Source organism: Sphingomonas oryzagri, from assembly GCF_029906645.1.
Taxonomy (GTDB): domain Bacteria; phylum Pseudomonadota; class Alphaproteobacteria; order Sphingomonadales; family Sphingomonadaceae; genus Solisphingomonas; species Solisphingomonas oryzagri.
Genome location: NZ_JARYGZ010000002.1, coordinates 123,517 through 150,483, shown reverse-complemented (window position 1 = coordinate 150,483; position 26,967 = coordinate 123,517). Strand labels below are relative to the sequence as shown.

Sequence of the window (26,967 nt, the reverse complement as noted above, 5' to 3'; positions counted from 1 at the left end):
CTACGCGGCGACGCGCCCGATCGGGTAGAGCATGTGGCGCTCGTCGCGATAGGGCGAACGCAGGTAGAACCAGTGAAGCCGCGCCATCGGATCGGCGGCGAAAGCCGGATCGGCGGCGAGCCTGACCTCGAAGGCGGCGCGCAGGTCGGGATCGGTCGCCAGCATCTCGTCGGCCATCGGCGCGATGACATAGGCTTCCATATATTCGACCGGATCGAGCATTCCGGCGATCATGCCCTGGCGGAACAGCGAATCCGCGCAGGCCGGCTCCAGCATGTGGATCGCGAGATCGCCGAGCGGCTGGTCGGTCGGCACATAGGCCGAACCGGCGGGGAAGGTCTCCCGGCGGGTCTCGACCGTCGAGCAATCGGCGGCGAGCGCGACGCGCCGTTCCGACACGCGCGGCGCCAGCGTGAGATCGGCGAGGCGGATCATCGCGACCTCCACCTCCACCGGCCCGGCGGCGATGTCGTGCGCGATGCCGTGGAGCCGCAGACGCTCGATCACGGCGGTTTCGGAAACCGGCACCCAATAGCCGCGCGGGCGCGCGATGGTGATCGCCGGCTGCGATCCGAACAGCGGCACCTCGACCGGCGGCAGCGGCGTGCCGAGCCAGCGGACCTCCTGCGCGCCCGACGCGGGCGAGGCGTAAAAGTCCGACGCGATGGGGTGGAAGGTGACGTTGCGCACCGGCGCCTCGGCCATGTCCCAGGTGAGGATGGGCCGGGCGGCGTGGCGCGTGCGATCCGCCTCGGTCGCGGTACGCAGTGCCGCAATGTCGCCCCCGGCGAGCGCGAGGGTGGCTTCGAGCAGGGCATAGGTGCCGAGCACCCGCTGCTTCACCGGCTTGAGCGAGTGATTCTCGACGAGTACCGTCGCGAGGTGCCGCATATCGCCATAACCGTGCGAGAATCGCGGCGGGAAGGCGGGGAGCATCAGGCCCAGCTCCGGCCGGCGATCGTCCGCGGCGAGGATCAGCGGGCCGGGAATATGGCCCCAGCCTTTCATGCTCGCCGATACGGTGGGTCGATAGGTGCCCTCCAGCCAGGCGCTGATCGCCGGCGAAGCGGAATAGGGCACGTCCTGAAAGCCGTAGGTGATGTCATATTGGTAATCGAGCCCGTCGGTGACGTGCATGTCGACGTAGAGATCCGGGTCGATCTCGCCGATCAGGGCGAGGATCGCCCGCATTTCCGGGCCGTCCGCCTTCACGAAGTCGCGGTTGAGGTTGAGGCCCTGCGCGGAGGCGCGCCAGCCCTGCAGCTCGGGGCCGCGCTGGTTGGGGCGGCTGAACGCGGATCGCCGCTCATGCCCGTCGGGGTTCAGCACCGGCACGAAATACCAGTCGCAACCGTCGAGCAAAGCGTCGCGGCCGTGGAAGGCGATGTCCCGCACCAGCATCAGCCCGGCGTCCTTGCCGTCGATCTCGCCGGGATGGATGCCGCATTCGGTGAGCACGCGGGCGGCGCTGGCGGACGTTCGAGGGGCCGCCGCCGCCTCATGGTCGCGGCTGGCGATCACCAGCGTCAGCGGACGCCCTTCGGCCGAGCGCCCATATTCGCGCATCCGTACCAGCGGCGACTGCGCGCAGATCGCGCGGAGAACGGCCAGCGTCTCTTCGTAGGTCGGCGTCGTGGCGAAGTCGCTGGCCTCGGCGGGCAGGCGATGCGGATCGTCGCCCGCGGCGATCAGCGTCTCGCTGCGGCCCGTCCAGGGCTGGACGGGAGGCAGGGGCGCGCGCCGATCGGCAGGCCAGGAATAGCTCGTCATATCATCCTCGCGAATATGGCCCGATGCGGCCTGGGCGGCCGGGTGTCCAGCGGTTCGACACCCCGCGCGCCGCTGGATCAGGGGGTGGGTTCGATCCTGCGGATCGCCTTGAAGAAGGCGATCCTGCCAAAAGCCACGCGTACTGCGGCCATGATGTCGTGCTCCTCGGCTGTCCCGCCGGCGCGGACCGAGGTGCGATAGTGCACGAACACGCGATCGCCCGAGACGAAGCTGTCTTCCGGGGCGTGCAGCACCACGGCGTCGCTATGATCGCGGATGCGCTGGAAATAGGCGAGCAACCCGGCAGGACCGCGCGCGCGCACGATGCCGTCGATCAGGAACACGGCATCGTCGGTGAAGAAGCGCGCGAAGCCCGCCTCGGTGAAGGCGTTGTCGGCATAGGCCCGGTTCCACCACGCGAACATCCGGGTGACGGCGTCGGGTTCCTCGTCCGGAGTCCAGTGATGCACGCAGCCCGCGCCGTGGCCGTCGCATTCCTGGTGCATGGTCATTTCCATGAGAGCTGATCGTAGCGCACGCCCTCTTTCATCACGAAATGGACGGTATCCCACGCCCAGCGCCGGGTCAGCGGATCGGCGCCGAGCGACATGAAATCCGCCAGCTTGCCCGGCTCGATCGATCCGATGCGATGGCTCTCGCCGATCACCTGCGCCGCCATGCCGGTGGCGCACATGATGCCCTCCATCGGCGTGAAGCCGCCCTCGATCAGATATTCGACGGCGTTACCCACCGCGCCGTAATAGACGGTATCCAGCCCGACGCTGACCTTCAGCCCGGCGCGCAGCGCGGCCAGCGCCTGCCCCTGCTGGGTGGCGTTGGAGGGGAAGAAGTCCCGCCCGGCCCGGTTCGGCTCGCCGTCGAGATAGGGTCGATCGACCGTCTCGATCTCGGGGTGCGCGGCGCGGAACTCGAAATATTGCCTGCGGCCATAGTCGATCCAGTCGGCCGGGCCGGTCGCGCCATTGTCGAGATAGTCCCACGTCGATGCGTCGGGCCGGAAGCCGACATAGACGAGCGGAGTGAGGCTCACCCCGACGTCGTGCTTCTTGAGTTCGGCGATCACCTCGGGCGTCAGCGGCCGGGCATGCTCGACATTGTCGACGCCCGCGCGCGCCGCGGCGATGATCGAGGAACCCCAGCGCCCGGTGCAATGCACCGTCACCTTCATGCCCCAGCGATGCGCCTCGTCGACGATCGCCCCCAGCTCCTCGTCCGAATAGATGGTGGTTTCGGGTCCGCTGTCGATCAGCAGGATCTTCATCCACGTCGCGCCGGTGTTGAAGTCCTTGCGGACGCGGGCGCGCAGCGCGTCGACGCCATCGGTCCAGATCGCCTTGCCGCCGTGGCCGCCGGTGGGCGTCACGCCGGTGCCGCCGTCGATGATGCGGGGGCCGGGGACGACGCCGGCGGCGATCCCCGCCTTGGCGTAGCTGTCGATCGGATTGTCCGGCGTGCCTTCGGCGACCATGCGCATGGTGGTGACCCCGCACAGCAGGGCCGCGCGCGCGTTGCGGACCAGCCACAGCATCTGCACGCCGCCTGGCATCGCCGACTGCTCGAACAGGCCGGTCACGCCGCCGGCACCGCGCGCGCCATAGCGGAATACGAGATGGCCGTGGGTGTCGATCAGGCCGGGCAGCAGCGTGTCGTCGCCGAGATCGATCACCTGCGCGCCATCGGGGCAGGGCAACGCCGCCGCCGGCCCGACCGCCTCGATCGTCTTGCCGCGGACGATCACCGCGCCATCGGCGATCGGCATGGCGCCCGTGCCGTCGATGATCTGCCGCGCGCGAATATACTGGATGCTGTCGGTCACCACGGCTCCCGTGTCGAATATCTGACGGCGCATCATGCGACGGAAATCACGAGCCGCTTCGGCGAGATCGTTGCGCTGAACGCAATGGTTGTGGCGCGGGCGATCCGGGCACCCGGCATCTACCGCCGCCCCCTGGGGTTGCCGCCGACACGGATGACCCTATCTCGGTGCCGCCCCGGCCCGGCATCCGCCGCGCCCGACCCGGAGAAACCCGCCATGACCACCACCACCGACACCCAGCTCTTCATCGATGGCGCCTGGGGGCCGGCGGCCGACGGCGCCACGATCGATGTGATCAATCCGGCGACGGGCGAGAAGATTGGCAATCTCGCCAAGGCGGGCACCGCCGATCTCGATCGCGCGCTGGAGGCGACTCAAAAGGGCTTCGCGAAATGGCGCGCCACCTCGCCGTTCGAACGCGCCAGGATCATGCGCAGGGCGGCCGATCTGATGCGCGAACGCGCCGATGCGATCGCCCCGCTGATGACCGCCGAGCAGGGCAAGCCGCTCGCCGAGGCCAAGGGCGAGGCGATGGCATCCGCCGACATCATCGAATGGTTCGCCGAGGAGGGCCGTCGCGCCTACGGTCGCATCATCCCGGCCCGCGCGCCGGGCGTGCACCAGCTGGTGGTGAAGGAGCCGGTCGGCCCGGTCGCCGCCTTCACGCCGTGGAACTTCCCGATCAACCAGGCGGTGCGCAAGGTTTCGGCCGCGCTCGCGGCGGGCTGCTCGATCATCGTCAAGGGGCCGGAGGAGACGCCGGCATCCTGCGCGGAGCTGATCCGCGCCTTCCACGATGCCGGCGTGCCGGCGGGGGTCGTGCAGCTCGTCTACGGCGTGCCGGCGGAGATTTCGTCCTACCTCATCGCCCACCCGGTGATCCGCAAGATGAGCTTCACCGGCTCCACCCCGGTCGGCAAGCAGCTCGCCGCGCTCGCCGGCCAGCACATGAAGCGCGCGACGATGGAGCTGGGCGGTCACGCCCCGGTGATGGTCTTCGAGGATGCCGACATCGCCGCCACCGCGAAGACGATGGCGATGTTCAAGACGCGCAACGCCGGGCAGGTCTGCGTCTCGCCCACCCGCTTCCTGATCCAGAACGATGCGTTCGAGCCGTTCGTCGAGACCTTCGTAGAGACGATCGCCAAGGTGAAGGTGGGTGACGGCGCCGAGCAGGGCACGCAGATGGGTCCGCTTGCCAATGATCGGCGCATCCCGGCGGTCGAGGCGCTGATCCACGATGCGGTGGAGCGCGGCGGCAAGCTGCTGACCGGCGGCAACCGCATCGGCAATCGCGGCAACTTCTTCGAGCCGACGGTGCTGACCAACGTCCCGACTGAGGCGCGGATCATGAACGAGGAACCGTTCGGCCCGGTCGCGATCATCAACCGCTTCTCGACCGAGGAGGAGGCAATCGCCGAAGCCAATCGCCTCCCCTACGGCCTCGCGGCCTATGCCTTTACGCGGTCGGCCAAGACGATCCAGGCTTTGGGCGATCAGGTCGAGACTGGCATGATCACGATCAACCATCTCGGCCTCGCGCTGCCGGAGGTGCCGTTCGGCGGCGTCAAGGATTCGGGTTATGGCACCGAGGGCGGCGCCGACGCGCTCGAGCCTTATCTGGTCGCCAAGTACGTGACCCAGGCCTACGCCTGACGATCCCCGAAGTCGGCGTGGCGGACGGGCGGTTCCCCGTCCGCCATCGCCGCCTGCATCGCCGTTCCATCGCCGCGATCTCGGTATCGCTGCAGCATCGGGCGGATCAGCGGCATTCCGCTGCCGGGAATCAAGTATAGATGGACGGCGGAGCCCATCCTGATCCGATCGGCGAACGTCTTCCCACGCCCCATCTTATCGCTTATGGAGCCGCATCCCCGGGGGGCCGCTGACGCGCGGCTGAGAGGTGGGCCGCAGCCCACGACCCGCTGAACCTGATCCGGTTGATACCGGCGTAGGGAGGGTTGAGCGGACATTCCGTCAAGCCCTCCGCTGGAGTGGCTGTACGACGATGAGTGTGAGGTTTTCCCGTATTTCCATGACGTCGGCACGCCGTGCCACGATGGCGTTCCCCGTACTGCTCGCGGCCGTGCCGGCGATGGCGGCGACGGTGGCCGACGAGGCGCCGGCCGACATCCGCGTCGTGGGCCATCCCGATCCGGAAGGCCTCTTGCCTGACCAGCACGCTGCCAAGGCGGTGAGCGCCATCTCGACCGATTTCATCAGCAAGCAGGCACCGACGCTCAACGCCTTCCAGCTGGTCAATCTGCTGCCCGGCGCCAATGTGTCCTCCACCGATCCCTACGGCCTGTCGGTCAGCTCGAGCCTCACGCTGCGCGGGCTGGGGCAGGACGAGATCGGCGTGCTGATGGAAGGCGCGCCGCAGAACGACATCGGCTATTATTACGCCTACCCCTCGCAGTTCGCCGATGCCGAGAATGTGCGGCAGGTGACGCTGGCGCAGGGTGCGGTGGATATCGATTCCCCGACGGTGGGCGGAGCGGGCGGGCTGCTGTCGCTTTCGCTCGACGATCCCAAATCGAAGTTCGGCGGGCTGGTCGATCTCTCGGCCGGTTCCTACGACCAGCGCCGCGCCTTCGTGCGGATCGACACCGGCACGATCGGCGCGACGGGGCTGAAGGCCTTCGTCTCCTACTCGTACAGCCGTGCGGACAATTGGCGCGGGGCCGGCTTCGACACGCGCAGCCACGTCGATGCCAAGCTGCTGAATGAATGGGGCGACGGCAATCGCGCCAGCGTCTCCGTCTCGTTCAACGACGCGAACAACTCGCTCTATCCCAGTCCGACGCTCGCCGACTGGCGGGCGTACGGGCGCGGTTTCAACCTCGACAGGCATTACACCGATGGCGACACCAATTACTGGCGCCTGTCGCGCAGCCCGTTCCGCAACATCTACGTGTCGGCGCCGGTCCACCTGACTCTCTCCGACCGGCTGGCGCTGGACAGCACCAGCTATCTCCAGTTCGGCTACGGCAATTCGCCCTACGGCACGCAATTGAGCGAAGACGGCAACACTCTCGGCACCGAGGCGCTGGGGCCGGTCGCGCTGCCGGGCGCCGATGCGGACGGCATCGCGACGGTACTGGGCAATTTCACCGGCGACCAGTTCCGCGGCGGCAACGTCAGCAAGCTGACCTACCAGGTGGGCGCGCATACGATCACCGCCGGGCTTTGGTTCGACTATGGCACCGATCGCGTGCTGCAGACCTACACGGCAGTTCGCGACGACGGCCATCCGGTCGATCCGTGGGGGTATCAGGATCACGCGATCCGCACCGCCGACGGTCGCCTGCTCGCCTATGAGAATGAGCGGACGATCACGGTGACCAAGGGTTTCTTCCTCGCCGACAGCATTGCGGTGACGCCGCGCCTGACGGTGGATGTCGGGTTCAAGGGCGTGGACGTGCTGCACAACGGCCGCAACTACCTGCCCGGCCCGCAATCGAAGGTGCGCTTCGACAGCTTCGCCGCCCTGCCGCGCGCGGCGGTGCGCTACCAGCTGGACGATCGCCAGCAACTGTTCGCCAACGTCACCACCAACTTCCGCGCGCCGGACGAATACACGCTCTACAACGTGTATGACGGCGGCGCCGTGTCGAGCACCGGCACGACCGACCTGAAGAACGAATATTCGGTCTCCGAGGAGCTGGGCTACCGTTACATCGGCCCGAACCTTTCCGCCTCGCTGACCGGCTTCCACTATCATTTCCGCAACCGTCAGCTGGCGACGGTGATCGATCAGGGCGGCGCGCTGATGAACTCGACGATCAACGCCGGCAGCCAGACCTCCTACGGAGTCGACGGCGAGATCGACTGGCGTCCGGCCAGGGGCATGAGCCTCTACGTCTCTGGCGAATATCTCCACGCGCGGATCGATGGCGACCTGCCGGTGGGCGACGATTATCTGCCCACGAAGGGCAAGCACGCCGTCTCGGCGCCGACCTGGCAGTTCGGCGTCGGCGGCACCTATGACGACGGGCGGCTGTTCGGCAGCACGGCGCTCAAATATGTCGGGCGCCAATATGCGACCTTCACCAACGACGAGAGCATCAAGGGCTATGCGACGCTCGACCTGTCGATCGGCGTCCATCTGGCGGGGCTGATCGATGCGCAGCGCACCGACCTGCGCCTCAACGCGATCAACGTGACCAATCCGCACGTCCTTTCCGGCGTCGAGGCGATCAGCACCAACGCGCAGGATACGACCGGCCGCAACGGCACGGTGATCGCGGGATCGGCGCCCGCTTATTATATCGGGAGCGGGCGGGCCCTCATGGTCACGCTGTCGCGCGCCTTCTGACGATGAGCGCCGCGCTTCCCGCCCACCTCGTCCACGGCATGGGCACCGCGCTGGAGGCTCCGACCTGGCCGGCGATCACGACGGCGGAGGCGGAAGGCGTGATCGGCCGCTTTCCCGGCGCGGGGCGGCTGGTGGGGCTGCGCTGGCATTCGCCGCGCCCCTTCTCGGCGGCGACTTTGCTGCAGACCAGCCGGGGCGAGTTCCTGCTCAAACGGCACCACCGGCGGCTGCGCTCGCCCGAGGATCTGGCGCAGGAGCACGCCTTCGTCGCCCATCTGCGCGCCGCAGGATTGCCGGTGTCGGAGATCATCATGTCGGCGGACCGGCAGGGGGCGTTCGCGCAGGGCGACTGGACCTACGAGCTGCATCGCAAGGCGCCCGGCATCGACCTCTATCGCGACCGGCTGTCGTGGACGCCGTTCCTGTCGAACGGCCACGCCTTCACCGCCGGGGTGGCGCTGGCGCAGCTGCACGTGGCAGCGCGGACCTTTACCGCACCGACGCGCGCGGCGCGGCCATTGGTGGCGAGCTTCACGATCCTGCCGTCGCCCGATCCGCTGGCGGCGGCCGAAGCCTATGTCGCCGATCGTCCGGCGCTCGCCGGCTATCTGGCGGACAAACCGTGGCGGCGGGAACTGGGGCGCCTGTTCGCCACGTTCGGAGACGGGCTACCGGAGCGGCTGGCCGGCCATCGGACGCTCTGGACGCACAATGACTGGCACCCCTCCAACCTGATGTGGACGGCCGACGGTGAGGTCGCGAGCATCATCGACTTCGGCCTCGCGACCCGGACCTCGGCGCTCCATGATCTTGCCACCGCGATCGAGCGCACCGCGATCGAATGGCTGAGGCTGGGGGAGGGCGCCGACATCGCCCAGCCCGATGCCGCCATCGCGCTGCTCGCCGGCTATCGTAGCATCGTGGCGCTCGACGCATCGGAGATCGAAACGGTCGTCCGCCTGCTCCCGCTCGTCCATGTCGAGTTCGCGCTGTCGGAGATCGACTATTTCGCGGGCATCGTCTCCGCGCCCCAGGATGCGGCGATCGCCTGGCACGATTATCTGATCGGTCATGCCGAATGGTTCCTCTCGGCCCCGGCCCGCGATTTCGGTTCGCGGATCATGGGTGCGGCGACCGCCTGATGTCGGCGCTGGAGATCGCCGCGGTCGTCGTGACCTTCCTCGCCATCTGGCTGACCGCGAAGCGCTTGATGCTGTGCTGGCCGATCAATCTTCTGGCCTGCGCGCTCTACTTCAAGCTGTTCCTCGACGTGCGGCTTTATGCCGACATGGTGCTGCAGGCGCTGTTCGGGATCGGCATCCTCTATGGCTGGATCGCATGGGCGATGGGCCGCCGGGACGAGGACGGGGAGGTCGTCGTGGCGCCGCTCCCGCGCGGGCAGGCGGTGGCGGGATTGGTCGTGGGCGCGATCGGCGGCCTTGCCATCGGCTGGTTCACCAGCCGCTACACCAATGCCGCTCTGCCATGGATGGACTCGACGCTGAGCAGCTTCAGCCTCGTCGCCCAGTTCTGGACGGCGCGGCGCCACGCGGCCAGCTGGCGGCTGTGGATCGCGGTGGACCTCATCTATGTCGGCATGTTCGTGTTCAAGGGCCTGATCCTCACCGCCGGGCTTTATGCGGCGATGATCGTGCTCGCCGTAATCGGCTATCGGCGCTGGCGCAGGGTCACGTCCGCATAAGCGTTCCGGAACCGAAAAGATTAATGCAGGTTGTATGGCGCGTTCAGCGTCACGCCACTGTGCGCGGGGCATAACCGGACTCGACGATCGGGCTTCGCCGCCCGACGCTCATGCAGAGGGAGTAGACACGATGACCCGCAAGTTTCTGATCGCCACGCTCGCCGCCGCCGTCGCCACCCCGGTCGCGGTGCCGGCGCCTGCGATGGCCCGCCATTACTATCATGGCCATGACGGCCGCTATCATTATCGCTGCAAGCGCTCGAGCGGCACCACCGGCCTGATCGCCGGTGCGGCCGGCGGCGCGCTGATCGGCAACGCGCTGGGCGGCGGCACGCTCGGCACCATCGCCGGCGGCGTCGGCGGCGGCCTGCTCGGCCGTCACCTCGACAAGAAGCACGACGCCGCGCAGAACCGCCGCAACGGCTGCTGATCCGGTCGCTCAGGCCCGGCGAATAGGGCGTCGCGCTTTGAGCGCGACGCCCTTTTTCTCTGGCCCCACGAAGGTCCACACTGCCAGCACCACCGCCGTCACGCCGATGACCAGCCCCATGGCGTGCGAATAGCTGGACGTTTCCGCGATCCCGGTCTGCAGGCGCAGATTGATCGAGGCGATGAAATTGCCTGCCTGATAGGCGAATCCGGGGAACATGCCGCGCGCTCCGTCCGGCGCCAGCTCATTGATATGGACGGGCACCACGCCCCACGCGCCCTGCACCGCCACCTGCATCAGGAAGGCGCCCACCGCCAGCATCGCCGCCGTATGGCTGAACGCCCAGAGCGGGATGATCGGCAATGCCAGCAAGGCGGCGACGATGATCGCCCAGCGCCGGCTGAACCGATCCGACAGGGCGCCGAAAATCAGCCCGCCGGTGATCGCGCCGACATTCATGATCGCGGTGACGAGGCCGACGGTGTGCGTGTCGAACTTGTGCTCGGTCTGCAGGAAGAGCGGATAGACGTCCTGCGATCCGTGGCTGAAGAAGTTGAAGGCCGTCATCAATACGACGACATAGGCTGCCGTCTTCCAGTGCTTGATGAGCAGCGCGAAGGGATCGGGCCGGTCGCCCTTGTGTCGCGCTTCCTCGAAGGCGGGGCTTTCCTTCACCCACAGCCGGATCACCACCACCAGCAGCGCCGGCACGATGCCAACCATGAACATGCCGCGCCAGCCGATCGTATCGAACAGGAAGTAATAGACCACCGCCGCCAGCAGGTAGCCGCAGGCATAGCCTTCCTGCAGCAGGCCGGAGATCAGTCCGCGCGTCTTCGGCGGGATCGATTCCATCACGAGGCTGGCGCCGATGCCCCACTCGCCGCCCATCGCGAAACCGAACAGGATGCGGATCACAATCAGCGACCACAGGCTGGGCGCGAAGGCGGAGGCGAATTCGAGGATCGAGAAGAGCAGGATGTCGATCATCAGGATCGGGCGCCGGCCGAACCTGTCGGCCAGCCAGCCGAACAGCAGCGCGCCGAACGGTCGCGCCGCGAGCGTCAGCGTCACCGCCCAACTCACCGTCTTGGCATCGGTGCCGAACTCGGCGGCGATCGCCTTCACCATGAAGACCATCAGGAAGAAGTCGAACGCATCCAGCGTCCAGCCCAGGAAGGAGGCGATCACCGCGCTCCACTGGCTGCGATCGAGCGTCTTCAGTTCGCCCAACATCGGCGTCTCCCTGTTCCTCGGCGTCGCGCTGGCATAGACGGGTCGGGCATGTCCGTCACCCGCCTGATCCTCACCGATTTTCGTTCCTACGACGCCGCGACGATCGAGGCGACGCCGGGCTTCGTGGTGCTGACGGGCGAGAATGGCGCGGGCAAGACCAACGTGCTGGAGGCGCTGTCGCTGTTGTCACCGGGGCGGGGGCTGCGCGGCGCCACGCTGTCCGAAATGGCGCGCGGCGACGGGCCGGGCGGCTTCGCGGTGGCCGCGCGGCTGGCGGGCGATATCGAGATCGGCACCGGCACGACGGCGACCGCGCCCGAGCGGCGGCAGGTGCGGATCAACGGTGCGGGGGCGTCTGCCACCTCGCTGTCCGAATGGCTGTCGGTGCTGTGGCTGACGCCCGCGATGGACCGGCTTTTCACCGAAGGGGCGAGCGGGCGGCGGCGCTTCCTCGACCGGCTGGTGCTGGCGCTGGAACCGTCCCACGGGCACCACAGCGCGCGCTACGAAGCGGCGATGCGGGCGCGGAACAAGCTGCTGGCCGAGCCTGCCAATGATTTCGGGGGCGGGGCGGACCCGACGTGGCTTTCGGCGCTGGAGGCCGGCATGGCCGAGCATGGCGAAGCGATCGCGATCGCGCGGGAGCGGGCGCTGGCGGCGCTGGCGGAGCGGCTGGCCGATCAGCCCGAAGGCCCGTTCGCGCGGGCAGGCCTCGCGCTGGAGGGGTGGCGCGGCATCGATCTCGCGGCCGAGCTGCACACCTCGCGCGGTCGCGACGCGGCGGCGGGGCGGACTCTCGCCGGGCCGCACCGTACCGATCTCGTCGTCACCCATCTCGGGAAAAGGCAGCCGGCCGACCGCTGCTCGACCGGGGAACAGAAGGCGTTGTTGCTCGGCATCGTCCTCGCGCACGCCGATCTCGTCGCCGAGCGGGCCGGACGACCGCCGCTGCTGCTGCTCGACGAGGTGGCGGCGCATCTCGATCCCGTCCGCCGCGCCGCGCTGTTCGATCGACTGGCGGCGACCGGCGGACAGGTCTGGATGACCGGCACCGAACCTGCGCTGTTCGAGGGCATCGGTGCCGGCACCATGCTCACCGTGCGCGAAGGCAGGGTGGAGGCCGCGTAATCCTCCCCCCGACGGGGAGGATCGGGAACGTCAGCTCTTGCCGAACAGGCCCGAGGCGAAGCCGCCCAGCTTGTCGGTGAGGCTGCCTTCGCCCTGCAGCAGGCTGGCGAACTGGCCGAGGCTGCCCTCGCCGCCGATATGGCCGATGATCTCATTGAGCGTGTCGGTCGGAAGGCCGGTCTGTTGCGCGGCGATCTCCGCCGTGTCGCCGTCCTGCGGATGGGCGACGCCCAGCGCATGCACCGCTTCTTCCACCTTGTCGGCGGGCAGGCCGATCTTGGTGGCGAGGTTCTCGATATCCACATTGCTGCCGATCTGGCCGAGCAGTCCGTCGAGGATTCCCATCACGATTCTCCGCACTCAGAGGAGGCGGCAGCGTAACAGATGCCGCCCGGTTGACGAGTCCCCTCGCGCCCCGGCAAAGCCCTTTGCCAAAGGAGCAGACGATGGCGGACGCGGGACAGGTGAAGCTGCACGAAAGCTGGCGCGCGCCGCTGTCCGGTGAGTTCGACAGCCCATACATGGCGGCGCTTCGGCAGTTTCTCGTCGCCGAGAAGGCGGCCGGCAAGCGCATCTTCCCCAAGGGCGGCGAGTGGTTCCGCGCGCTGGACCTGACGCCGCTCGATCAGGTGCGCGTCGTCATCCTCGGGCAGGATCCCTATCACGGGCCGGGGCAGGCGCATGGCCTGTGCTTCTCGGTGCAGCCCGGCGTCCGGCCGCCGCCCAGCCTCGTCAACATCTACAAGGAGCTGCACGCCGACCTCGGCATCGCGCGGCCCGATCACGGCTTCCTCGAACATTGGGCGAAGCAGGGCGTGCTGCTGCTCAATTCGGTGCTGACGGTGGAGCAGGGCCTCGCCGCCTCGCACCGCGATCGGGGCTGGGAGAAGTTCACCGACGCCGTGATCCGCCTCGTCGCACAGCAATCTGAGCCGGTCGTCTTCCTGCTCTGGGGCAGCTACGCGCAGAAGAAGGCGGGCTTCGTGAAGACCGTCGAGCAGGGAGGGCACCACCTCGTGCTCAAGTCCGCGCATCCGTCGCCGCTCTCCGCGCACAACGGTTTCCTCGGCTGCCGGCATTTCTCCAAGGCGAACGCCTTTCTGGAAGCGCATGGCCGTCCGCCGATCGACTGGTCGCTGCCTAGCTGTTGGGACCACCTGACCCTGACCCTCTGACAAGCGGCGGTCAGTCGGAAGGCGCTGGTATCGCCACGAAATATCGCGGAAATCCGCCAGATTTCAAGTCTTCAATGGATTCGGAATCCCCGATGGCGTCACGCTCGCGATCCTGATCCGCTAGGTCGGATAGGTGCCGATGCAGGCTTGCCCGATAACGGGTGTCGACCTTCCCTCTTCCTCCCGAGCCATCGAGCCACAATATCCTCTCGATGGAAATCGACCTCGACGACTCCGGCAACCCGGTCTCGCCATTCTTCGCGGCGTGCTCGACGCGCGCCATCGATCTGGGCAAGTCGAACGAACCCCATCCGCATCAGCTGATCCCTGCCCGCTGGCGCTCCACCGGCAAGGCGCTCACGGACTTCGCCGATGAACTCGAAGCCGTCGAGCTCCGCCAGAAAACGGACGGCAGCGCCCTCCTCTCGGCCTACCAGCACCTGGTCTACGAAGCGACGGAGCTGTTCGACTGCTACACCCTGATGCTTCCCGACCGCATCCACCCGAACGGGCGTGCTGAAAAGAACGCGCTCAAGGAGTTCAGGGACGCGGCAAAGCGCCTTCGCGCCTTCACCGCGAACGTCTGCAACCGGTGCAAGCACCAGGGAGCCCAGCTCAAGTTCCTCTGGGCGACCTCCCCCAGCAACGGTCGGACCGGCGCACGCCTGCTCGTGAACGTCTACAGGGACGGCGACAGCCTCGTCCGCGACGACGCGGTCCATCGCGGCAGGATGGCGGGAATGGGCATGGTGCGGATCGGCCACGAACTCGTCCACGCTCTGCTGCGGGTCGACAGGGCCGCAGGCAGGCTCGTCGCCAAGCTGGGGGACGGGCCGGGAGCGCCTATGCAGGCGCGATCGTTCGCGATCCCGATCGGCGACGCCGCCCGACGCATCGCGGCGTTGCGCGCGACCCGCCACGACGACGAGCCCGCGCTCCACGACGGGGTCGTCTTCGAGCCCGGCATGGCCAGGCTCGAGCGCGTCGCGGCCGACAGCTTCGGCCCAAGGTCCGACATCACGGCCGCACTCACTGTCGAGAGCGGCACCACCACCTACTCCCTCGCCTGACGGCGGAGCCGGTGGGCCGCGACGGCCCGAGTCCCCCGGCCATCGCTGAACGTATCGACTTCGCGCGCCGACCGCGCCAATGCACGCCCCCCTCCGTCTCGCGACGGACGATCGACCACCAAGGAGAAACCACGAAGCATGCCGGCGTTCCAGAATCCGACCTTCCAGGAACGACAGCAGGCGGCAGCACGCGCGCGGAGCGCCGCGCTGGCGCAATACAAGTCCCGCCCCCCAGTGGACGAGACCGTGATGGCCGAACGGGCGGCGAGGCGCATCGCGCGCGAAGAGGCCGAGGCGGCCAAGCGCGCCAAGGCCATCCAGGCGAGAGAGGCAGCGGCCCGCGTGAAGGAGGAAGCCGCCGAGGCGAAGCGCGAACAGGACCGGTTGGCGGTTGCCGCCGCCGAGGCACGGGTCAAGGCCGAGCGCGACGCCGAGGTGCAGGCGAGAGCGGAAGCCAAGGCGCGGAAACGGGAGGAGCGCGCGCTCTGGACGGAAGAGGACCGCAAGGCCGCTCGTGACGCGCGCTACGCCGCGAGGAAGGCCAGGCAGGGACGCCGCTAGGCAGAGCTGTAACGAGACCGCCGTGCTGACGACGGCCGTCTCGACGGGCATCGCTCCGTTCGAGCCCGGTTCGCGGTCTAGAACGTCGAACAATCCCCATCCTCGCCCACAGCGGCGACGCCAGAAAGACCGCCCCCGAAACGATTTCTCAACCGCCGACCCTCGCATGGGCCGCTCCGATCTTGGATCGGAGCGCCCGACGGCGATCAGGCCGATCGGGCCGTTGACGAGGAAACCAGTTGCTCATGCGTTCAATCAGTTCATCCGCCCGCTGCGGCGCGCCCGCCGCATCCGACGACTCTCAGCCGACAGCCCCGCGAAGGGGGCGAAAGCCGACGCCCGTCGTCGAGTTTCCGGACGCGCTCACCGGAGACTGGCTCGATCCCGAGTCCTTCGCGGACGCGCTCGCGCTCCACGCCAGACGCCACGGGGACAGCCTCTGGCATCTCCACAAGGCGATCGTCGTCGATGGCGAGACGTTCCAGCGCAAGACGATCCAGGACTGGGCAGCCGGGCGAAAGGTCCCTCAATCCGGAACCAGCTTTGATATCCTGACGCGCATCGAACGCCGTTACCGGCTTCCCGCCGGCTACTTCCGGACGAAGCTGCCGGAAAGCGGCAAGGCCGTCGTCGGCAAGGCGATCCCGACCGTGACCAGATCGGAGCAGCGCCGCCTCGCGTGGCATCTGCCGGAGGACTTCGACCGGCGCCCGGCCGCGCAGCGGGCCGAGATACTCGAGTGGGTGCGGACCGTCGTCATCTCGGGCAGCACCGACTACAGACGCTTCCAGGCCGAGGCGATGAAACACCGATACGCGCTCCGCTTTCCGAAGGCCGAGACGCTGATGGCGGGACCCGTCGTCACCGACGTCGCGGCCGGGGCCACGCCGCCCGGCTCTGCGCCACCCGCGCTTGTCCGCGAGCTCGCCGGTCTGATCCGCTTCAAGACCAAGACGCTCACCTCGATCGGCGAGAAGCGCACGGGCGTCTGGGGCGAGGAGACCGCGGCGCAGAAGATCGAGCATCTCGCGCTCATGTTCGGCGCAATGACGGCCGCGCCGGATGCCGAGATCGGCGGCCTCGGCCTGCCGGCCGATCGGCTGTCGATGGCGCTGCTGGCCTTCCCCGCCGTATGGGACTGGTATCTCCAATGGCGCGAGCAGCGGCGGGGCTTCTATACCGCCTGGGAGATCAACATGCTCGGCCTCGTCCTCGCCATGACCCGCAAGGAGACCGGCTGGATGTGGCAGAACGAGCGGCTCGCCGAGCGCCTCGAACCGATACCCGGCCTCGTCGAGGAAGCCGACGTCGCCGCCGCCCGCGCCGACTGGCGCGGCGCCTGCGAGGTCATGCACGAGCACGGGCTGGCGCGCTCGAAGGAGATAGGTCGCGTCGCGCGCGTCCATCGAGATCCGTTTGAGCCGATCATCGCCGTCCTGGAGGCCGAAAGCCCCGTCGCGGAATACCGCCGCATCACGACCGAGATCCTGAAGCGCATGCCGAGCGCCGACCGGTATCCCGTCGCGGCGGCCGAGGCGGTTCGCGGCTTCCTGATGCTGCGCCTCGGCCTGCATCTCGGCGTCCGCCAGAAGAATCTGCGCCAGCTGCTCGTGTGCCCCAGAGGCGGGCGGCCGAGGCCGGAGCGCCAGCTCGAGACGCTCAAGCGCGGCGAACTGCGGTGGAGCGATCGCGACGGCGGCTGGGAGGTCGTCATCCCCTCCGTCGCGTTCAAGAACGCGAACTCCTCGTTCTTCGGCAAAAAGCCTTTCCGCCTTCTGCTGCCCGATTACGATGGCCTCTATCGCCACATCGAGGTCTGGCTGGACCGGCACAGAGGCGTCCTGCTCGGCGAAGCCGAGGACCCCGGCACGTTCTTCGTCAAGACGGTCAAGCGGACCAGTTCCGACGCCGCCTACGACCAGGCGACCTTCTACGAGGCGTGGCGGCTCGTGATCCAGCGCTACGGGATCTACAACCCTTGGACCGGGAAAGGAGCGATCGCAGGGCTGCTGCCGCACGGCCCGCACAACATCCGCGACGTCCTCGCCACCCACATCCTCAAGCGGACCGGCTCCTACGAGCAGGCGAGCTACGCGATCCAGGACACGCCGGAGATGGTCGCCGAGCACTATGGCCGCTTCCTACCGCAGGACAAGGCGGCGCTCGCCGCGCAGATCCTCAACCAGGTCTGGGCCGCTTAGGCGGCGCCGCCGCATATCGAGCCGCATACAGACAGATCTTCGAAATCTGTCTGTATGCGGACTTCAGGCCAGCGCCTCGGGCAGTTCGATGCCGGCCAGCCTCTCCCGGCAGCGCTCAAGTACTCCCGCACGCACCCCACGACTGGGATGCGACACCACCAGGGCCTCGAACTCGCCGAGACCAGGCACCGCGAGCGTCGCCGCGACGAAGATGCGGGCCTGCGTCCTTCCCCAGTTGCCCATGAGCACTTCGTGGGTTTTCACCGACTCAGCGGCATGGACGTCCACGAAGAGGTCGAACGCCGCCGATCCGCCGAAGACTAGGAACCTGGGTCGTGCGTAGTCGACGTAGCGCCGCAGGAAGGGAGCCGCCCGCCTGGCGGCCGCATCGAGATCGATGTCGCGGCCTGCGCGGCTCCGCTCCCACGCCACGTTCGTCCCCTGGATGGAGCGCAGCCGGATGGACGGGACCGGGAAGAGCTGTGCCAGGAACGATCCGGTCGCCCTCGAGGTCTTGCCGTCGCCATGCCAGAACTCGTGCCGACCGCTGGCCATCTGCTCGTCGGAGAGGACGCGATGATCGTCGGGCGTGCCGCCGGGATTGAGATTGATCCACATGACGGGCGAGGCCTGGGGCAGCGAATACGCGGCCGAGTAGTAGGATCGGCCATCGAGGCCGGCAGCCGTCTCGAAGTCCCGTTCCAATCCGCGCTTGAACTCCAGGGCTGCCTCGATCTCCTCGCTCGCCATGCCTGCTCCCGTCACATCCGGCCTCCTTCGTGCGAGAGCCCTCCGCTCCTGTCCATCCTCGAGCCGTCGACAAGCCCGTCCGTCGGGTCCGGCCGTTCAGCCGTCGACGGCATCGGCTACGGGAATCCCCCTCGGGTATCCGTGGCTCCGCCGCCGACCGCCTCCGCCATTCCGCACGCGATCAGCGTGAACAGGTGGTCGGTGAGCCATGCCGCCCCGAACCTGCCGGCGTCATCTCCCCAGGCCCGCCAGCGATCCACCCGGAGGCAGATCCACTGGAACATGGCGTCACGGCTCTCCTGGTCGAGAAACGCGCATGTCCAGACCGTCGCCTCGGCGGGCAGCGCCCTCGGACTGACGCGGCCCGACAGCGAGATGGCGTAGACGCTCCCGACCATCGTCCGCTCGAACCGCCACTCGCTCCGGCGCCCGAACGCCTCGGAGCGCTCGAACATCGCTTCGCGCGCGGCCCGGTCCGCGGCAGGGCCGGCGGTCGGCACCTCGTCGCGGCCGACCGGCGTCGGCCCCCGCTCGAGGTCGCGCGTGACCGCGAGCATGAGCATGGCCGCGTGGCCCTCCATGGTGAGGGCGGAATCCTCGTCGAGGAGACCCTGGCCCCGCGCCCACATCTCGACGAACGCCGGCATGCGGGCGTCCTCCTCGAACACCTCGATCAGGCGTTCGCGTCTGCCAGCCGCCTTGCGCGAGATCGAGACGAGGTAGCCGAGCAGCCTTTCCATCTCGATCCCGGCCTCCCGGTCATCGGTGACGTCGAGACCGAGGCGGCCGCGCCAGAGCGCGTCGCGCACCGATCGGAACCGCCGGCCCTGCTCGTCGACGACGAAGCCGCTCCGGTCCATGGTCATCCACCAGCCCCACGGGCGCGACGGATCGTCGAAGCGCTCCTCCGGGCCGCTCATCGGTCACGCCTCCTGGCCGCGACCTCGGCGAGACCGACGCCGGGCGGCGGTTCCTCGAGCACGGGCTTCGGCAGATCCTTCGCGATGGCGTCGAGCTGCGCCGCGAGCTGGACCGTCTGCCGGTAGACGTAGGCCTCGTCCCGATAGACCTGGCCCTTGTCGTGGCCCTCGTAGGGGCGCCTGTTGGCGCCGAAGTCCAGCGGCGCGTAGTCGAGCGCCGTGTCGCAGCGGAACCCGAACCACCACGCGTCGCCGTCGGCGCCCGCGAACACGCGCTGCCCGCCGATCGGCTCCATCCGCTCGACATGGCAGATCGAGCGGTCCTCGGGCTCGTCGCGCTGACATGCGGCCGCGTAGCGGACACCGCCGTGCACCTCGATGCCGAGCGCATGCGGCAGCGCGCCGTCGGAGAGGCCATGGAGCGGATGGCCGGGCGGCACGCCGACGTAGCCGCCGAGATTGCCCTTCCGCTCCCTGCGGATGATGCAGGGCAGGCCGGTCGCCTGATCCCACCACGCGAGCTTGTCCGCCTCGAAATCCCACGCGCCGCGCTCAGTCGCCGGTCTGAGGCTCGCCACGTGCCAGACGGCCACGCCGTCCACGGTGATCTCGCCGCCCATGCGGTAGGGGACGATCACGTTGCCGCTCCGAACCAGCTCGCCCTTCTGCGCCTTCTTCGCCATGTCCATCTCTCCTCGCCAGGTTGAATCCAGGCCTTCCCGGGGACGCCTTCGCGCCCGGTCCTTGTCTCCTCCGTCGTGTCGTGATGATCGTCGTCGCGTGGCGGTCGCCGCGTTGGCCGGTCAGACTCCGGCGTAGCGGTCGTTCCAGGTGATCCTGTCGAACCGCGGCCGTCCGCGCCCGGCGTAGACGCTGCCGATCGCCCAGCCGATCTCGTCGTCGAGACCGTCCCGCGCGACCTCTTTGCTCCAGACCTTGGCCTCGCCGTTCCAGCGGTAGCCCCGCGCCTTGAGCGCATCCTTCGCGCCGTAGGGCGCATCGATCGCGCTGATCCGCCACGTCGGGCGCGATGCCGTGGTGACCGCCTCGCGGAACACGGTGGTCGCGCCGACCGGATGATCGAGCAGGTGGAGCAGCGCGTCGACGTCCGCCTGCGCGCGGTGCGCGGAGTGGAACCAGCCCATCTGCCCGAGCAGGTGACCCAGCACGCGGCCCTCGAACCCGTGCGCCCGCCAGTCCACGTCGCGCATCGAGCACACCCAGCGGAGACCCGCAGCCCCCGGCAGCCTGCTCTCCACGAACGGACGGTCGAACCCCGCGTTGTGCGCGACCACGACATGGGCGTCGCGGAGCAGCGTGATCGCCTCGGCGTCGGTGATCGAACGGCCCCTCACGTCGTCGGCCGTCAGACCCGTCACCCTGGTGATCTCCTCCGAGATCTCGGCGACCGCCGGCTCCTCGAGCCAGGATACGCGACGACCCGTCGCCACGATCCTGCCCTCGGCGTCCGTCCAGAAGCGCTGCATCGCCAATTCGATGATCTCGTCCTTCCGGTGGTCGAGCCCGGTGGTCTCCACGTCGATGGCGCATCCGCACATCATCTCGGGGCGGATGCCGCCCGGCGCAGTCCGCCTCATCGGCTTGATGCGGCGGAGGACGCGGTAGTCGGGATGCCTTCCGATGGCCCTCACCATCGCCGCGACCTGCCGCGCATGCTCCTCCGCGTCGGGCGGACGCCTATGGCCAGGCGCCTCCGTCATTCGCAAAACCGCTGCGAGACGGTGACCTCGAGGCCCTGCGCGAGCGGGGAGGCCGGGTCGACCGCGACCATCGCGAGGATGTCCTGCACCGCCGGCGCCACTAGCGCCTCGGCCAGCGGCTGGGTGGCGTCGAACCCCTCGCGGATCTCGGCACCGTGCGCGATCCTGGCGCCGTGACGCTGGCGGATGCGCTCGCGGGCGACCTCCGGGCCGGGCGCCACCATGGCCTCGAAGGCGTGCACGATGCCGTCGTCGCTTTCGTCGACGAGAAGCGCCGTCCACAGGCGCGGCGAGCCCGCGTTCAGCGGGATCACGTGCGCCGAGGGCGGATCGATCGCGCCGATGCCGACGTCGTCGCCGTCCTCCTCGCCGCCCTCGTCGTCGGCCATGAGATCGTCGATCTCCTCGGGCGTGGCGTCGAGCCCCAGACCGAGGCCGTGCAGCATGATCGCGCGCATGGCCGGGGCGAGGTCGATGCACGCGTCGATGGCGGTCTCCCCGTCGAAGACCGCCCTGGGCGAAAGCATCCAGGCCATCGGGTCGTGGGCGACTCCCTCGCGCTGGAAGCGGGCGCCGACCTCGGCCGCGACCATCGCCAGCCTGACGAGGCCGCGCCTCGTGACGCCGACGCGCTCGTCGCCCGTCTCGTCGGGCAGCATCGGGTCGTCCCGATCCGACGAGACCGCCGGCACATGGTGGTGGATGTCCGCGGCAGCGGCGCGGTCGAGCATCTTCGTCAACGTCGGTCTCCTCGTGTCTCATGGGGAATCCGGGAGGCGGCCGCCCCTCGGTGGAAACATAGTTAACGATGCATTAACCATACGTCAATATGTCATGACGCATTGATGTATTTTTGTTCTTGATTGACTTCTGCTTCGAAGCCCCAGCCGCGTTGAACAGCTCCCGCAGCGCCAGCGACAAACCTGCTTAGAATCCGCGTGATTCCATGGTCCTCCAATCGCCCCGTTCTGGTCCGATCTCTCATGTCGACGTAATTTCCGTCGCTTGCCATTCGTATCAATGCGTCATAGATTCATGACATGAATCAGAAGAAGGCCATCACTTCGATGAGCGCGTTGGCGCAGCCCATTCGCTTTGCGGCCATGGTCACGCTCAGCCGGCCCGGCGCCGCCGGGATGAGCGTGAGCGATCTTGCGACTGCCGTCGGCGGCATCCTCCACAACTCCATGTCCGTCCATCTCGCGGTGTTGGCGCGAGCTGGCCTCGTGAAGAGCGCCAAGAACGGTCGCGAAACGATCTACCGCGCCAACCGGGCGGTCCTCGGCGAGCTCGGGTCGCTCCTCCTCGAACTCAGCGGTTCGACGGATGGTGCGGAGTGAGCACCGCGATGAACACGATCGAGATCGAAAAGTCCCTCGAGCAGATTGCTCAGGATGTCGCCGCCGGCGCCTGCACCCTGCACGACTTCCCGTTCCGCCTCATGGAGGCCTACGACGCCTCCCGGAACGAGGTGACCAAGCTGCGGATGAAGCACCCCGCCGGCTTGGCCGCTACCGACATCCTCTGGCCGAAGAAGATGCTATACCGCCCGGCCGCCCCCGGCGAGGTGCAGAACGTCGTCGAGGCCTTGAAGGCGTCGCTGGTCGGCAAGAAGGGCGCGGCCGCCAAGAACGCGCCCCGCTTCCTCGTCAGCACGGACGGTGACGAGTTCCTCGCCGTCGACATCAAAACGGGGGAGAGCCCCGGCTTCGACCGTCTCGCCGACCTCCCGGTCAATTACGACTATCTGATGCCGATGTTCGGCGTGGAGCGCTACAAGCCCGCCGCCGAGACGACCGCCGACGTGCGGGCCGCGCGGCACATGGCCAAATTCCACGACGCCATCCTCGATGCCAATCCCGGCTTCGGCGTGGACCATGTCCACGACCTCAACCTCTTCATGACGCGCATCCTGTTCTGCATGTTTGCCGAGGACACGGGCATCTTCAAGAAGAAGCTGTTCGTCGACACGCTACGGCGCGAAGCCATGCAGATCGATGGCTCGGACACCCGAAGGGTGATTGAGGACGTCTTCATCGCTCTCGACATCCCTGTGGAGGCCAACAGGGCAGGCGCCGGCGTCCAGTCGCGCCGGATCGCCACCGACTTCCCGTATGTGAACGGCGGCCTGTTCCGCGACCGCACCGCAGTCCCCGTGTTCAACCGGCGAGCGCGCCGCCTCCTCCTCGAAGCAGCCGACCTCCATTGGGACCAGATCCACGCCGACATCTTCGGCTCCATGATCCAGGCCATCGTCCACACCGACATGCGCGCCGACTTCGGCATGCACTATACGTCCGTGCCGAACATCATGAAGGTGCTGGAGCCGCTCTTCCTCTCCTCCCTTCGCGAGCAGCTTACCATAGCCGGCGACAGCGTGAGCGCGCTCGGCAAGCTCGTGGACCGCATCAGCAAGATCCGCGTGTTCGATCCCGCTTGCGGATCGGGCAACTTCCTCATCATCGCCTATCGCGAACTCCGCCGCATCGAGACTGAGGCGTTCCGACGCATTCGCGACGTGAAGCGGAAGGGCCAATTGGCGCTTCCGGACTATCACACTGGGATCAAGATCAGCAGCTTCTACGGCGTCGATCCAGTCGACTTCGCCTGCGAAACGGCCAAGCTCTCGCTTTGGATTTCCCAGTATCAAATGAACCAGAAGCTGGGCGAGATATGCTCGAGCCCGGCTCCGGCTCTGCCGCTGACGGATGCGGGGAGCATCAGAGTCGGAAATGCCCTTCGCATCGCATGGTCGGATGTGTGTCCATCCGATCCGGCGTCCGAGATCTTCATCGTGGGCAATCCCCCGTATCTTGGGCGCCCCAAGCGCACTGCCGATCAACAAGATGACATGGCCGCAGTGTTCTCGGCGGAGCCTGGCGTCTTCGGCAATCTCGACTACGTCGCAGCCTGGTTCGCACGCGCCGCCGACTTCGGTCGCCTCACCGGGGCCACCGCGGCCTTCGTCACGACCAATTCCCTCTTCCAGGGCGAACAAGTGCCGTTGCTATGGCCACTGCTCCGGTCAAAGGGAGCCGAATACAGTTTCTGCTACACGCCGTTCAAATGGAGCAACAGCGCCGCGAAGAACGCGGGAGTGATCTGCGTTATCGTTGGCCTCAGGCCGATCTCAAATCGACCGAAAGCGATTTTCAGCATCGAGCACAAGATCGCCGCCAGCAACGTGAACCCTTATCTGGTCGATGCACCGGACATCTTCGTCGAGCGTCGATCCTCGTCAATCGCCGGGCTTCCGGAAATCGAGCTCGGCAGTGCTGCAAAAGACGCTGGTCACCTGAGCCTGGACACCCAGGAGATGGAAGCACTCCTCGATGCCCATCCCGAGGCCCGATCGCTCATCCGCCCCATCTACGGTGCCCAGGAGTATCTTCAGGGCGATCTCCGATATTGCCTTTGGATCAGTGACGACCAACTGGCACTTGCGTCCTCGATCCCTTCGATTGCAGGCCGGCTGCGGCTAGTGTCCGAGGCAAGGGCAAAGAGCACCAAGGCCTCCACGGCCGCCTCGGCAGCTTGGCCGCACCGTTTCAACGAGATTAGACATCGTGATGAGCCCTTCCTAATCATCCCCAGAATTTGCTCGGAACGGCGATCGCATCTGCCTTGCGGCTTCCTCCCTGAAGGGACGGTCGCGACCGACCAGGCGTTCGCGGTCTACAACGCCCCTACATGGCTGTTCTCGATCGTCTCCTCGCGCCTCCATCTTGATTGGACGGCAACGGTCGGCGGAAGGTTGAAGACCGATTATCGGTATTCCAACACTCTCGTCTACAACACCTTCCCCCTTCCATCTCTCTCCGCCCAACAGAAAACCGAGCTTGAGGATCACGCTCTGGCAATTCTCAGGGCTAGGGAGCCCTATATTGCCGATGGCCGGTCCCTAGGATGGCTATACAATCCAGAAACGACACCAGACGAACTTCGGCAGGCGCACCGTGATCTCGATCGATACCTCGAGACCATCTACATTGGTCGCCCATTCCGAGACGACACCGAGCGGCTAGAGCATCTGTTTAAGCTCTATGCACGGCATTCAAAGCCGAAGAACAGCTGACCCGGAGACGCCAGAATGCCTGACTTCATCACCGTCGAATACGGCTCCACCGGTGCCAGCAAGGCAACCAACGCCTACGGCATGCGTGTCATGCAGTCTCGCGCCTTCGACGCCCGCAACGCCAAGTATCTGCTCATCAAGAGCCCGCCCGCGTCCGGCAAGTCCCGTGCGCTGATGTTCCTCGGCCTCGACAAGCTCCGCAACCAAGGCATGCGCAAGGTCGTCGTCGCCGTGCCGGAGCGCTCGATCGGCAACTCGTTCCGTTCGACCGATCTTACGGCGCACGGCTTCTTCGCCGACTGGACGATCGCTCCGCAGAACAACCTCTGCGACATGATCGGCGGCGACAGCGGCAAGATCAACGCCTTCATCCGTTTCATGGATTCGGACGACGACATCATCGTCTGTACTCACTCCACGCTGCGCCACGCCTTCGACCGGATCATGCGCGAAGGCCGCGGCATCACCGCCTTCCACGACTGCGTCCTTGCCATCGACGAGTTCCATCACGTCTCGGCCGACGCCGACAACCGCCTGGGCGAGCTGATCCGCACCGTCATGGACGAGGGCTCCACCCACATCGTCGCCATGACCGGCTCCTTCTTCCGCGGCGACCAGATCCCGGTCCTGCGTGCCGATGACGAGGCGAAGTTCACCGACGTCGTCTACACCTACTACGAGCAGCTGTCCGGCTACGAGCATCTCAAGACGCTGGGGATCGGCTACCACTTCTACCACGGCAGCTACCTATCCGCGATCGGCGAGGTGCTCGATCCGACCAAGAAGACGATCATCCACATCCCCAACGTCAACTCGCAGGCGGCGCTCGGCGACAAGATCAGGGAGATGAACGGCATCCTCGACGTCCTCGGCAACGTGTTCGAGGTCGATCCGAAAACCGGCTTCCAGTTGCTGCGAACCCATGACGGTCGTGTTCTGAAGATCGCCGACCTCGTCACGCCGGACACCCAGCAGACCGTGCTGACAGGCCTCCGCAGCGTGGAGAAGCGAGAGGACCTCGACATCGTCATCGCCCTCGGGATGGCCAAGGAGGGCTTCGACTGGATCTGGTGCGAGCACGCCCTGACGATCGGCTACCGGGGCTCGCTGACCGAGGTCGTGCAGATCATCGGCCGAGCCACCCGCGACGCACCAGGCAAGACGCACGCCCAGTTCACGAACCTGCTCGCCGAACCCGACACCGCCGACGAGGTCGTGCGTAGCGCGGTCAATGACATGCTGAAGGCGATCGCCGCCTCGCTCCTCATGGAGCAGGTGCTGATCCCCAACTTCAACTTCAAGACGAAGGCCTCCGACGACCGGTTCGACGGCGGCGCCCGCCCGACTACGCGCATCGACCTCCTCGACGCGGAGCCCACCATCGAGATCGCCGGCCTCAAGGAACCGACCAGCAGGCGCGCCAAGGAGATCATCGAGACGGACATGACGGACCTGATGGCGGCCGTGCTTCAGGACAGCCAGGTGCTTCGCGCCAGCCTCATCCCCGACGAGTTTCCGGCCGAGACCATCAACCAGCATCTGATCCCCGACATCATCGCCAAGCGCTATCCCGACATCGCCGAGAGCGAGGAGGACATCGAGGCCATCCGGCAGAACATCGTCGCGCGCCGCGCCGTGCTCGCCAGGATCGCCCAGCCGGGCCTCCCGATCGACACCACGCCCTCCGAGGACGGCGAGGAGACCGAAGGCCAGAAGGCCCACGCGCAGCTGATCAAGCTGACCTCCAAGTTCATCACGATGCCCGAGCTCAGCATCGACCTCATCGATCAGGTGAACCCCTTCCAGCAATCCTACGAGATCCTGTCCAAGGCGCTCGGGGAATCGGTCCTGCGACGCATCCACCAGTCCATCGCCGAGACCCGCATCGAGATCACCGAAGCCGAGGCGCTCGCCCAGGTGCCGCGCATCCGCGCCTTCAAGGAGCAGCACGGCCGCGAGCCGAGCATCACCGCCGCGAACCCGGTCGAGAAGCGAATGGCAGAGGCCCTCGCTTGGATCCGCGCCGCCGCGATCCGCCGCCAGAAGGAGAAGGCGCAGGAGCAGGCGGCCTGA

The 26,967-nt window shown here is 67.3% G+C and carries 23 protein-coding genes and 1 riboswitch; of the genes, 13 read left to right on the top strand and 10 right to left on the bottom strand.

Annotation, left to right across the window (positions count from 1 at the left end; translation table 11 throughout):
- The 3 genes from QGN17_RS14790 to QGN17_RS14780 form a co-directional block, all read right to left on the bottom strand.
- Positions 1 to 1,770 (bottom strand): M14 family metallopeptidase, encoded by a 1,770-nt coding sequence (locus QGN17_RS14790; RefSeq protein ID WP_281045364.1) that lies wholly within the window; start codon positions 1,768 to 1,770, stop codon positions 1 to 3.
- A gap of 77 nt (positions 1,771 to 1,847) precedes the next feature.
- Positions 1,848 to 2,276, bottom strand: a complete 429-nt coding sequence (locus QGN17_RS14785; RefSeq protein WP_281045363.1) for a nuclear transport factor 2 family protein — start codon at positions 2,274 to 2,276, stop codon at positions 1,848 to 1,850.
- Between the two features lie 2 nt (positions 2,277 to 2,278).
- A complete protein-coding gene (locus tag QGN17_RS14780; protein ID WP_281045362.1) occupies positions 2,279 to 3,607 on the bottom strand; it encodes an amidohydrolase family protein in 1,329 nt (442 codons plus the stop codon).
- 216 nt (positions 3,608 to 3,823) lie between these two features.
- On the opposite strand from QGN17_RS14780, the gene QGN17_RS14775 reads away from it, so the two are divergent.
- The 5 genes from QGN17_RS14775 (at position 3,824) to QGN17_RS14755 (ending at position 10,057) form a co-directional block, all read left to right on the top strand.
- Positions 3,824 to 5,263: an NAD-dependent succinate-semialdehyde dehydrogenase gene (locus tag QGN17_RS14775; RefSeq protein WP_281045361.1), complete on the top strand. Its 1,440-nt coding sequence runs from the start codon at positions 3,824 to 3,826 to the stop codon at positions 5,261 to 5,263.
- Between the two features lie 209 nt (positions 5,264 to 5,472).
- Positions 5,473 to 5,582, top strand: a riboswitch (TPP riboswitch).
- Positions 5,583 to 5,642: 60 nt separating this feature from the next.
- Positions 5,643 to 7,925, top strand: a complete 2,283-nt coding sequence (locus QGN17_RS14770; RefSeq protein ID WP_281045360.1) for a TonB-dependent receptor — start codon at positions 5,643 to 5,645, stop codon at positions 7,923 to 7,925.
- Positions 7,926 to 7,927: 2 nt separating this feature from the next.
- On the top strand, positions 7,928 to 9,067 hold the full coding sequence (locus tag QGN17_RS14765) for a phosphotransferase enzyme family protein (protein WP_281045359.1): 1,140 nt from the start codon (positions 7,928 to 7,930) through the stop codon (positions 9,065 to 9,067).
- On the top strand, positions 9,067 to 9,627 hold the full coding sequence (gene pnuC / locus QGN17_RS14760; protein WP_281045358.1) for a nicotinamide riboside transporter PnuC: 561 nt from the start codon (positions 9,067 to 9,069) through the stop codon (positions 9,625 to 9,627). Before QGN17_RS14765 ends, pnuC begins: the two co-directional genes overlap by 1 nt.
- A gap of 130 nt (positions 9,628 to 9,757) precedes the next feature.
- The gene (locus tag QGN17_RS14755; RefSeq protein ID WP_281045357.1) at positions 9,758 to 10,057 is read left to right on the top strand and encodes a glycine zipper 2TM domain-containing protein; all 300 of its coding nucleotides are present in this window, start codon (positions 9,758 to 9,760) and stop codon (positions 10,055 to 10,057) included.
- Positions 10,058 to 10,066: 9 nt separating this feature from the next.
- Here QGN17_RS14755 and QGN17_RS14750 read toward each other — a convergent pair whose 3' ends face one another.
- Positions 10,067 to 11,293 (bottom strand): MFS transporter, encoded by a 1,227-nt coding sequence (locus QGN17_RS14750; RefSeq protein ID WP_281045356.1) that lies wholly within the window; start codon positions 11,291 to 11,293, stop codon positions 10,067 to 10,069.
- Between the two features lie 48 nt (positions 11,294 to 11,341).
- On the opposite strand from QGN17_RS14750, the gene recF reads away from it, so the two are divergent.
- Positions 11,342 to 12,421, top strand: a complete 1,080-nt coding sequence (gene recF / locus QGN17_RS14745) for a DNA replication/repair protein RecF (protein WP_281045355.1) — start codon at positions 11,342 to 11,344, stop codon at positions 12,419 to 12,421.
- Between the two features lie 30 nt (positions 12,422 to 12,451).
- Here the strand turns inward: recF and QGN17_RS14740 are convergent, their stop codons facing one another.
- A complete protein-coding gene (locus QGN17_RS14740) occupies positions 12,452 to 12,766 on the bottom strand; it encodes a hypothetical protein (RefSeq protein ID WP_281045354.1) in 315 nt (104 codons plus the stop codon).
- Between the two features lie 101 nt (positions 12,767 to 12,867).
- Here QGN17_RS14740 and ung point away from each other — a divergent pair, with 101 nt between their 5' ends.
- From ung to QGN17_RS14720, 4 genes are all read left to right on the top strand, one after another.
- Positions 12,868 to 13,596 (top strand): uracil-DNA glycosylase, encoded by a 729-nt coding sequence (ung, locus tag QGN17_RS14735; protein ID WP_281045353.1) that lies wholly within the window; start codon positions 12,868 to 12,870, stop codon positions 13,594 to 13,596.
- 212 nt (positions 13,597 to 13,808) lie between these two features.
- On the top strand, positions 13,809 to 14,666 hold the full coding sequence (locus QGN17_RS14730; protein WP_281045352.1) for a hypothetical protein: 858 nt from the start codon (positions 13,809 to 13,811) through the stop codon (positions 14,664 to 14,666).
- Between the two features lie 138 nt (positions 14,667 to 14,804).
- Positions 14,805 to 15,227 carry a DUF6481 family protein gene (locus QGN17_RS14725; RefSeq protein ID WP_281045351.1) on the top strand — a complete coding sequence of 141 codons (423 nt, stop codon included), beginning with the start codon at positions 14,805 to 14,807 and terminating at the stop codon, positions 15,225 to 15,227.
- A 245-nt stretch (positions 15,228 to 15,472) separates the two neighbouring features.
- The gene (locus QGN17_RS14720) at positions 15,473 to 17,428 is read left to right on the top strand and encodes a hypothetical protein (RefSeq protein WP_281045350.1); all 1,956 of its coding nucleotides are present in this window, start codon (positions 15,473 to 15,475) and stop codon (positions 17,426 to 17,428) included.
- Between the two features lie 63 nt (positions 17,429 to 17,491).
- Here the strand turns inward: QGN17_RS14720 and QGN17_RS14715 are convergent, their stop codons facing one another.
- From QGN17_RS14715 to QGN17_RS14695, 5 genes are all read right to left on the bottom strand, one after another.
- Complete coding sequence (locus QGN17_RS14715; protein ID WP_281045349.1) at positions 17,492 to 18,178, bottom strand: hypothetical protein; 687 nt, start codon at positions 18,176 to 18,178, stop codon at positions 17,492 to 17,494.
- A gap of 116 nt (positions 18,179 to 18,294) precedes the next feature.
- On the bottom strand, positions 18,295 to 19,098 hold the full coding sequence (locus tag QGN17_RS14710; protein WP_281045348.1) for a hypothetical protein: 804 nt from the start codon (positions 19,096 to 19,098) through the stop codon (positions 18,295 to 18,297).
- Complete coding sequence (locus QGN17_RS14705) at positions 19,095 to 19,781, bottom strand: hypothetical protein (RefSeq protein ID WP_281045347.1); 687 nt, start codon at positions 19,779 to 19,781, stop codon at positions 19,095 to 19,097. The genes QGN17_RS14710 and QGN17_RS14705 overlap by 4 nt, the downstream gene beginning before the upstream one ends.
- A gap of 120 nt (positions 19,782 to 19,901) precedes the next feature.
- Entirely contained in the window at positions 19,902 to 20,819 is a 918-nt protein-coding gene (locus tag QGN17_RS14700) for a 3'-5' exonuclease (protein WP_281045346.1), read from the bottom strand.
- Positions 20,816 to 21,559, bottom strand: a complete 744-nt coding sequence (locus tag QGN17_RS14695; RefSeq protein ID WP_281045345.1) for a hypothetical protein — start codon at positions 21,557 to 21,559, stop codon at positions 20,816 to 20,818. The genes QGN17_RS14700 and QGN17_RS14695 overlap by 4 nt, the downstream gene beginning before the upstream one ends.
- A gap of 300 nt (positions 21,560 to 21,859) precedes the next feature.
- Here QGN17_RS14695 and QGN17_RS14690 point away from each other — a divergent pair, with 300 nt between their 5' ends.
- Genes QGN17_RS14690 through QGN17_RS14680 form a run of 3 tightly spaced genes read left to right on the top strand, consistent with a single transcriptional unit; the run spans position 21,860 to position 26,967 of the window.
- A complete protein-coding gene (locus QGN17_RS14690; protein ID WP_281045344.1) occupies positions 21,860 to 22,159 on the top strand; it encodes an ArsR/SmtB family transcription factor in 300 nt (99 codons plus the stop codon).
- 8 nt (positions 22,160 to 22,167) lie between these two features.
- On the top strand, positions 22,168 to 24,894 hold the full coding sequence (locus QGN17_RS14685) for a DNA methyltransferase (RefSeq protein WP_281045343.1): 2,727 nt from the start codon (positions 22,168 to 22,170) through the stop codon (positions 24,892 to 24,894).
- A 15-nt stretch (positions 24,895 to 24,909) separates the two neighbouring features.
- Positions 24,910 to 26,967 (top strand): DEAD/DEAH box helicase, encoded by a 2,058-nt coding sequence (locus QGN17_RS14680; protein ID WP_281045342.1) that lies wholly within the window; start codon positions 24,910 to 24,912, stop codon positions 26,965 to 26,967.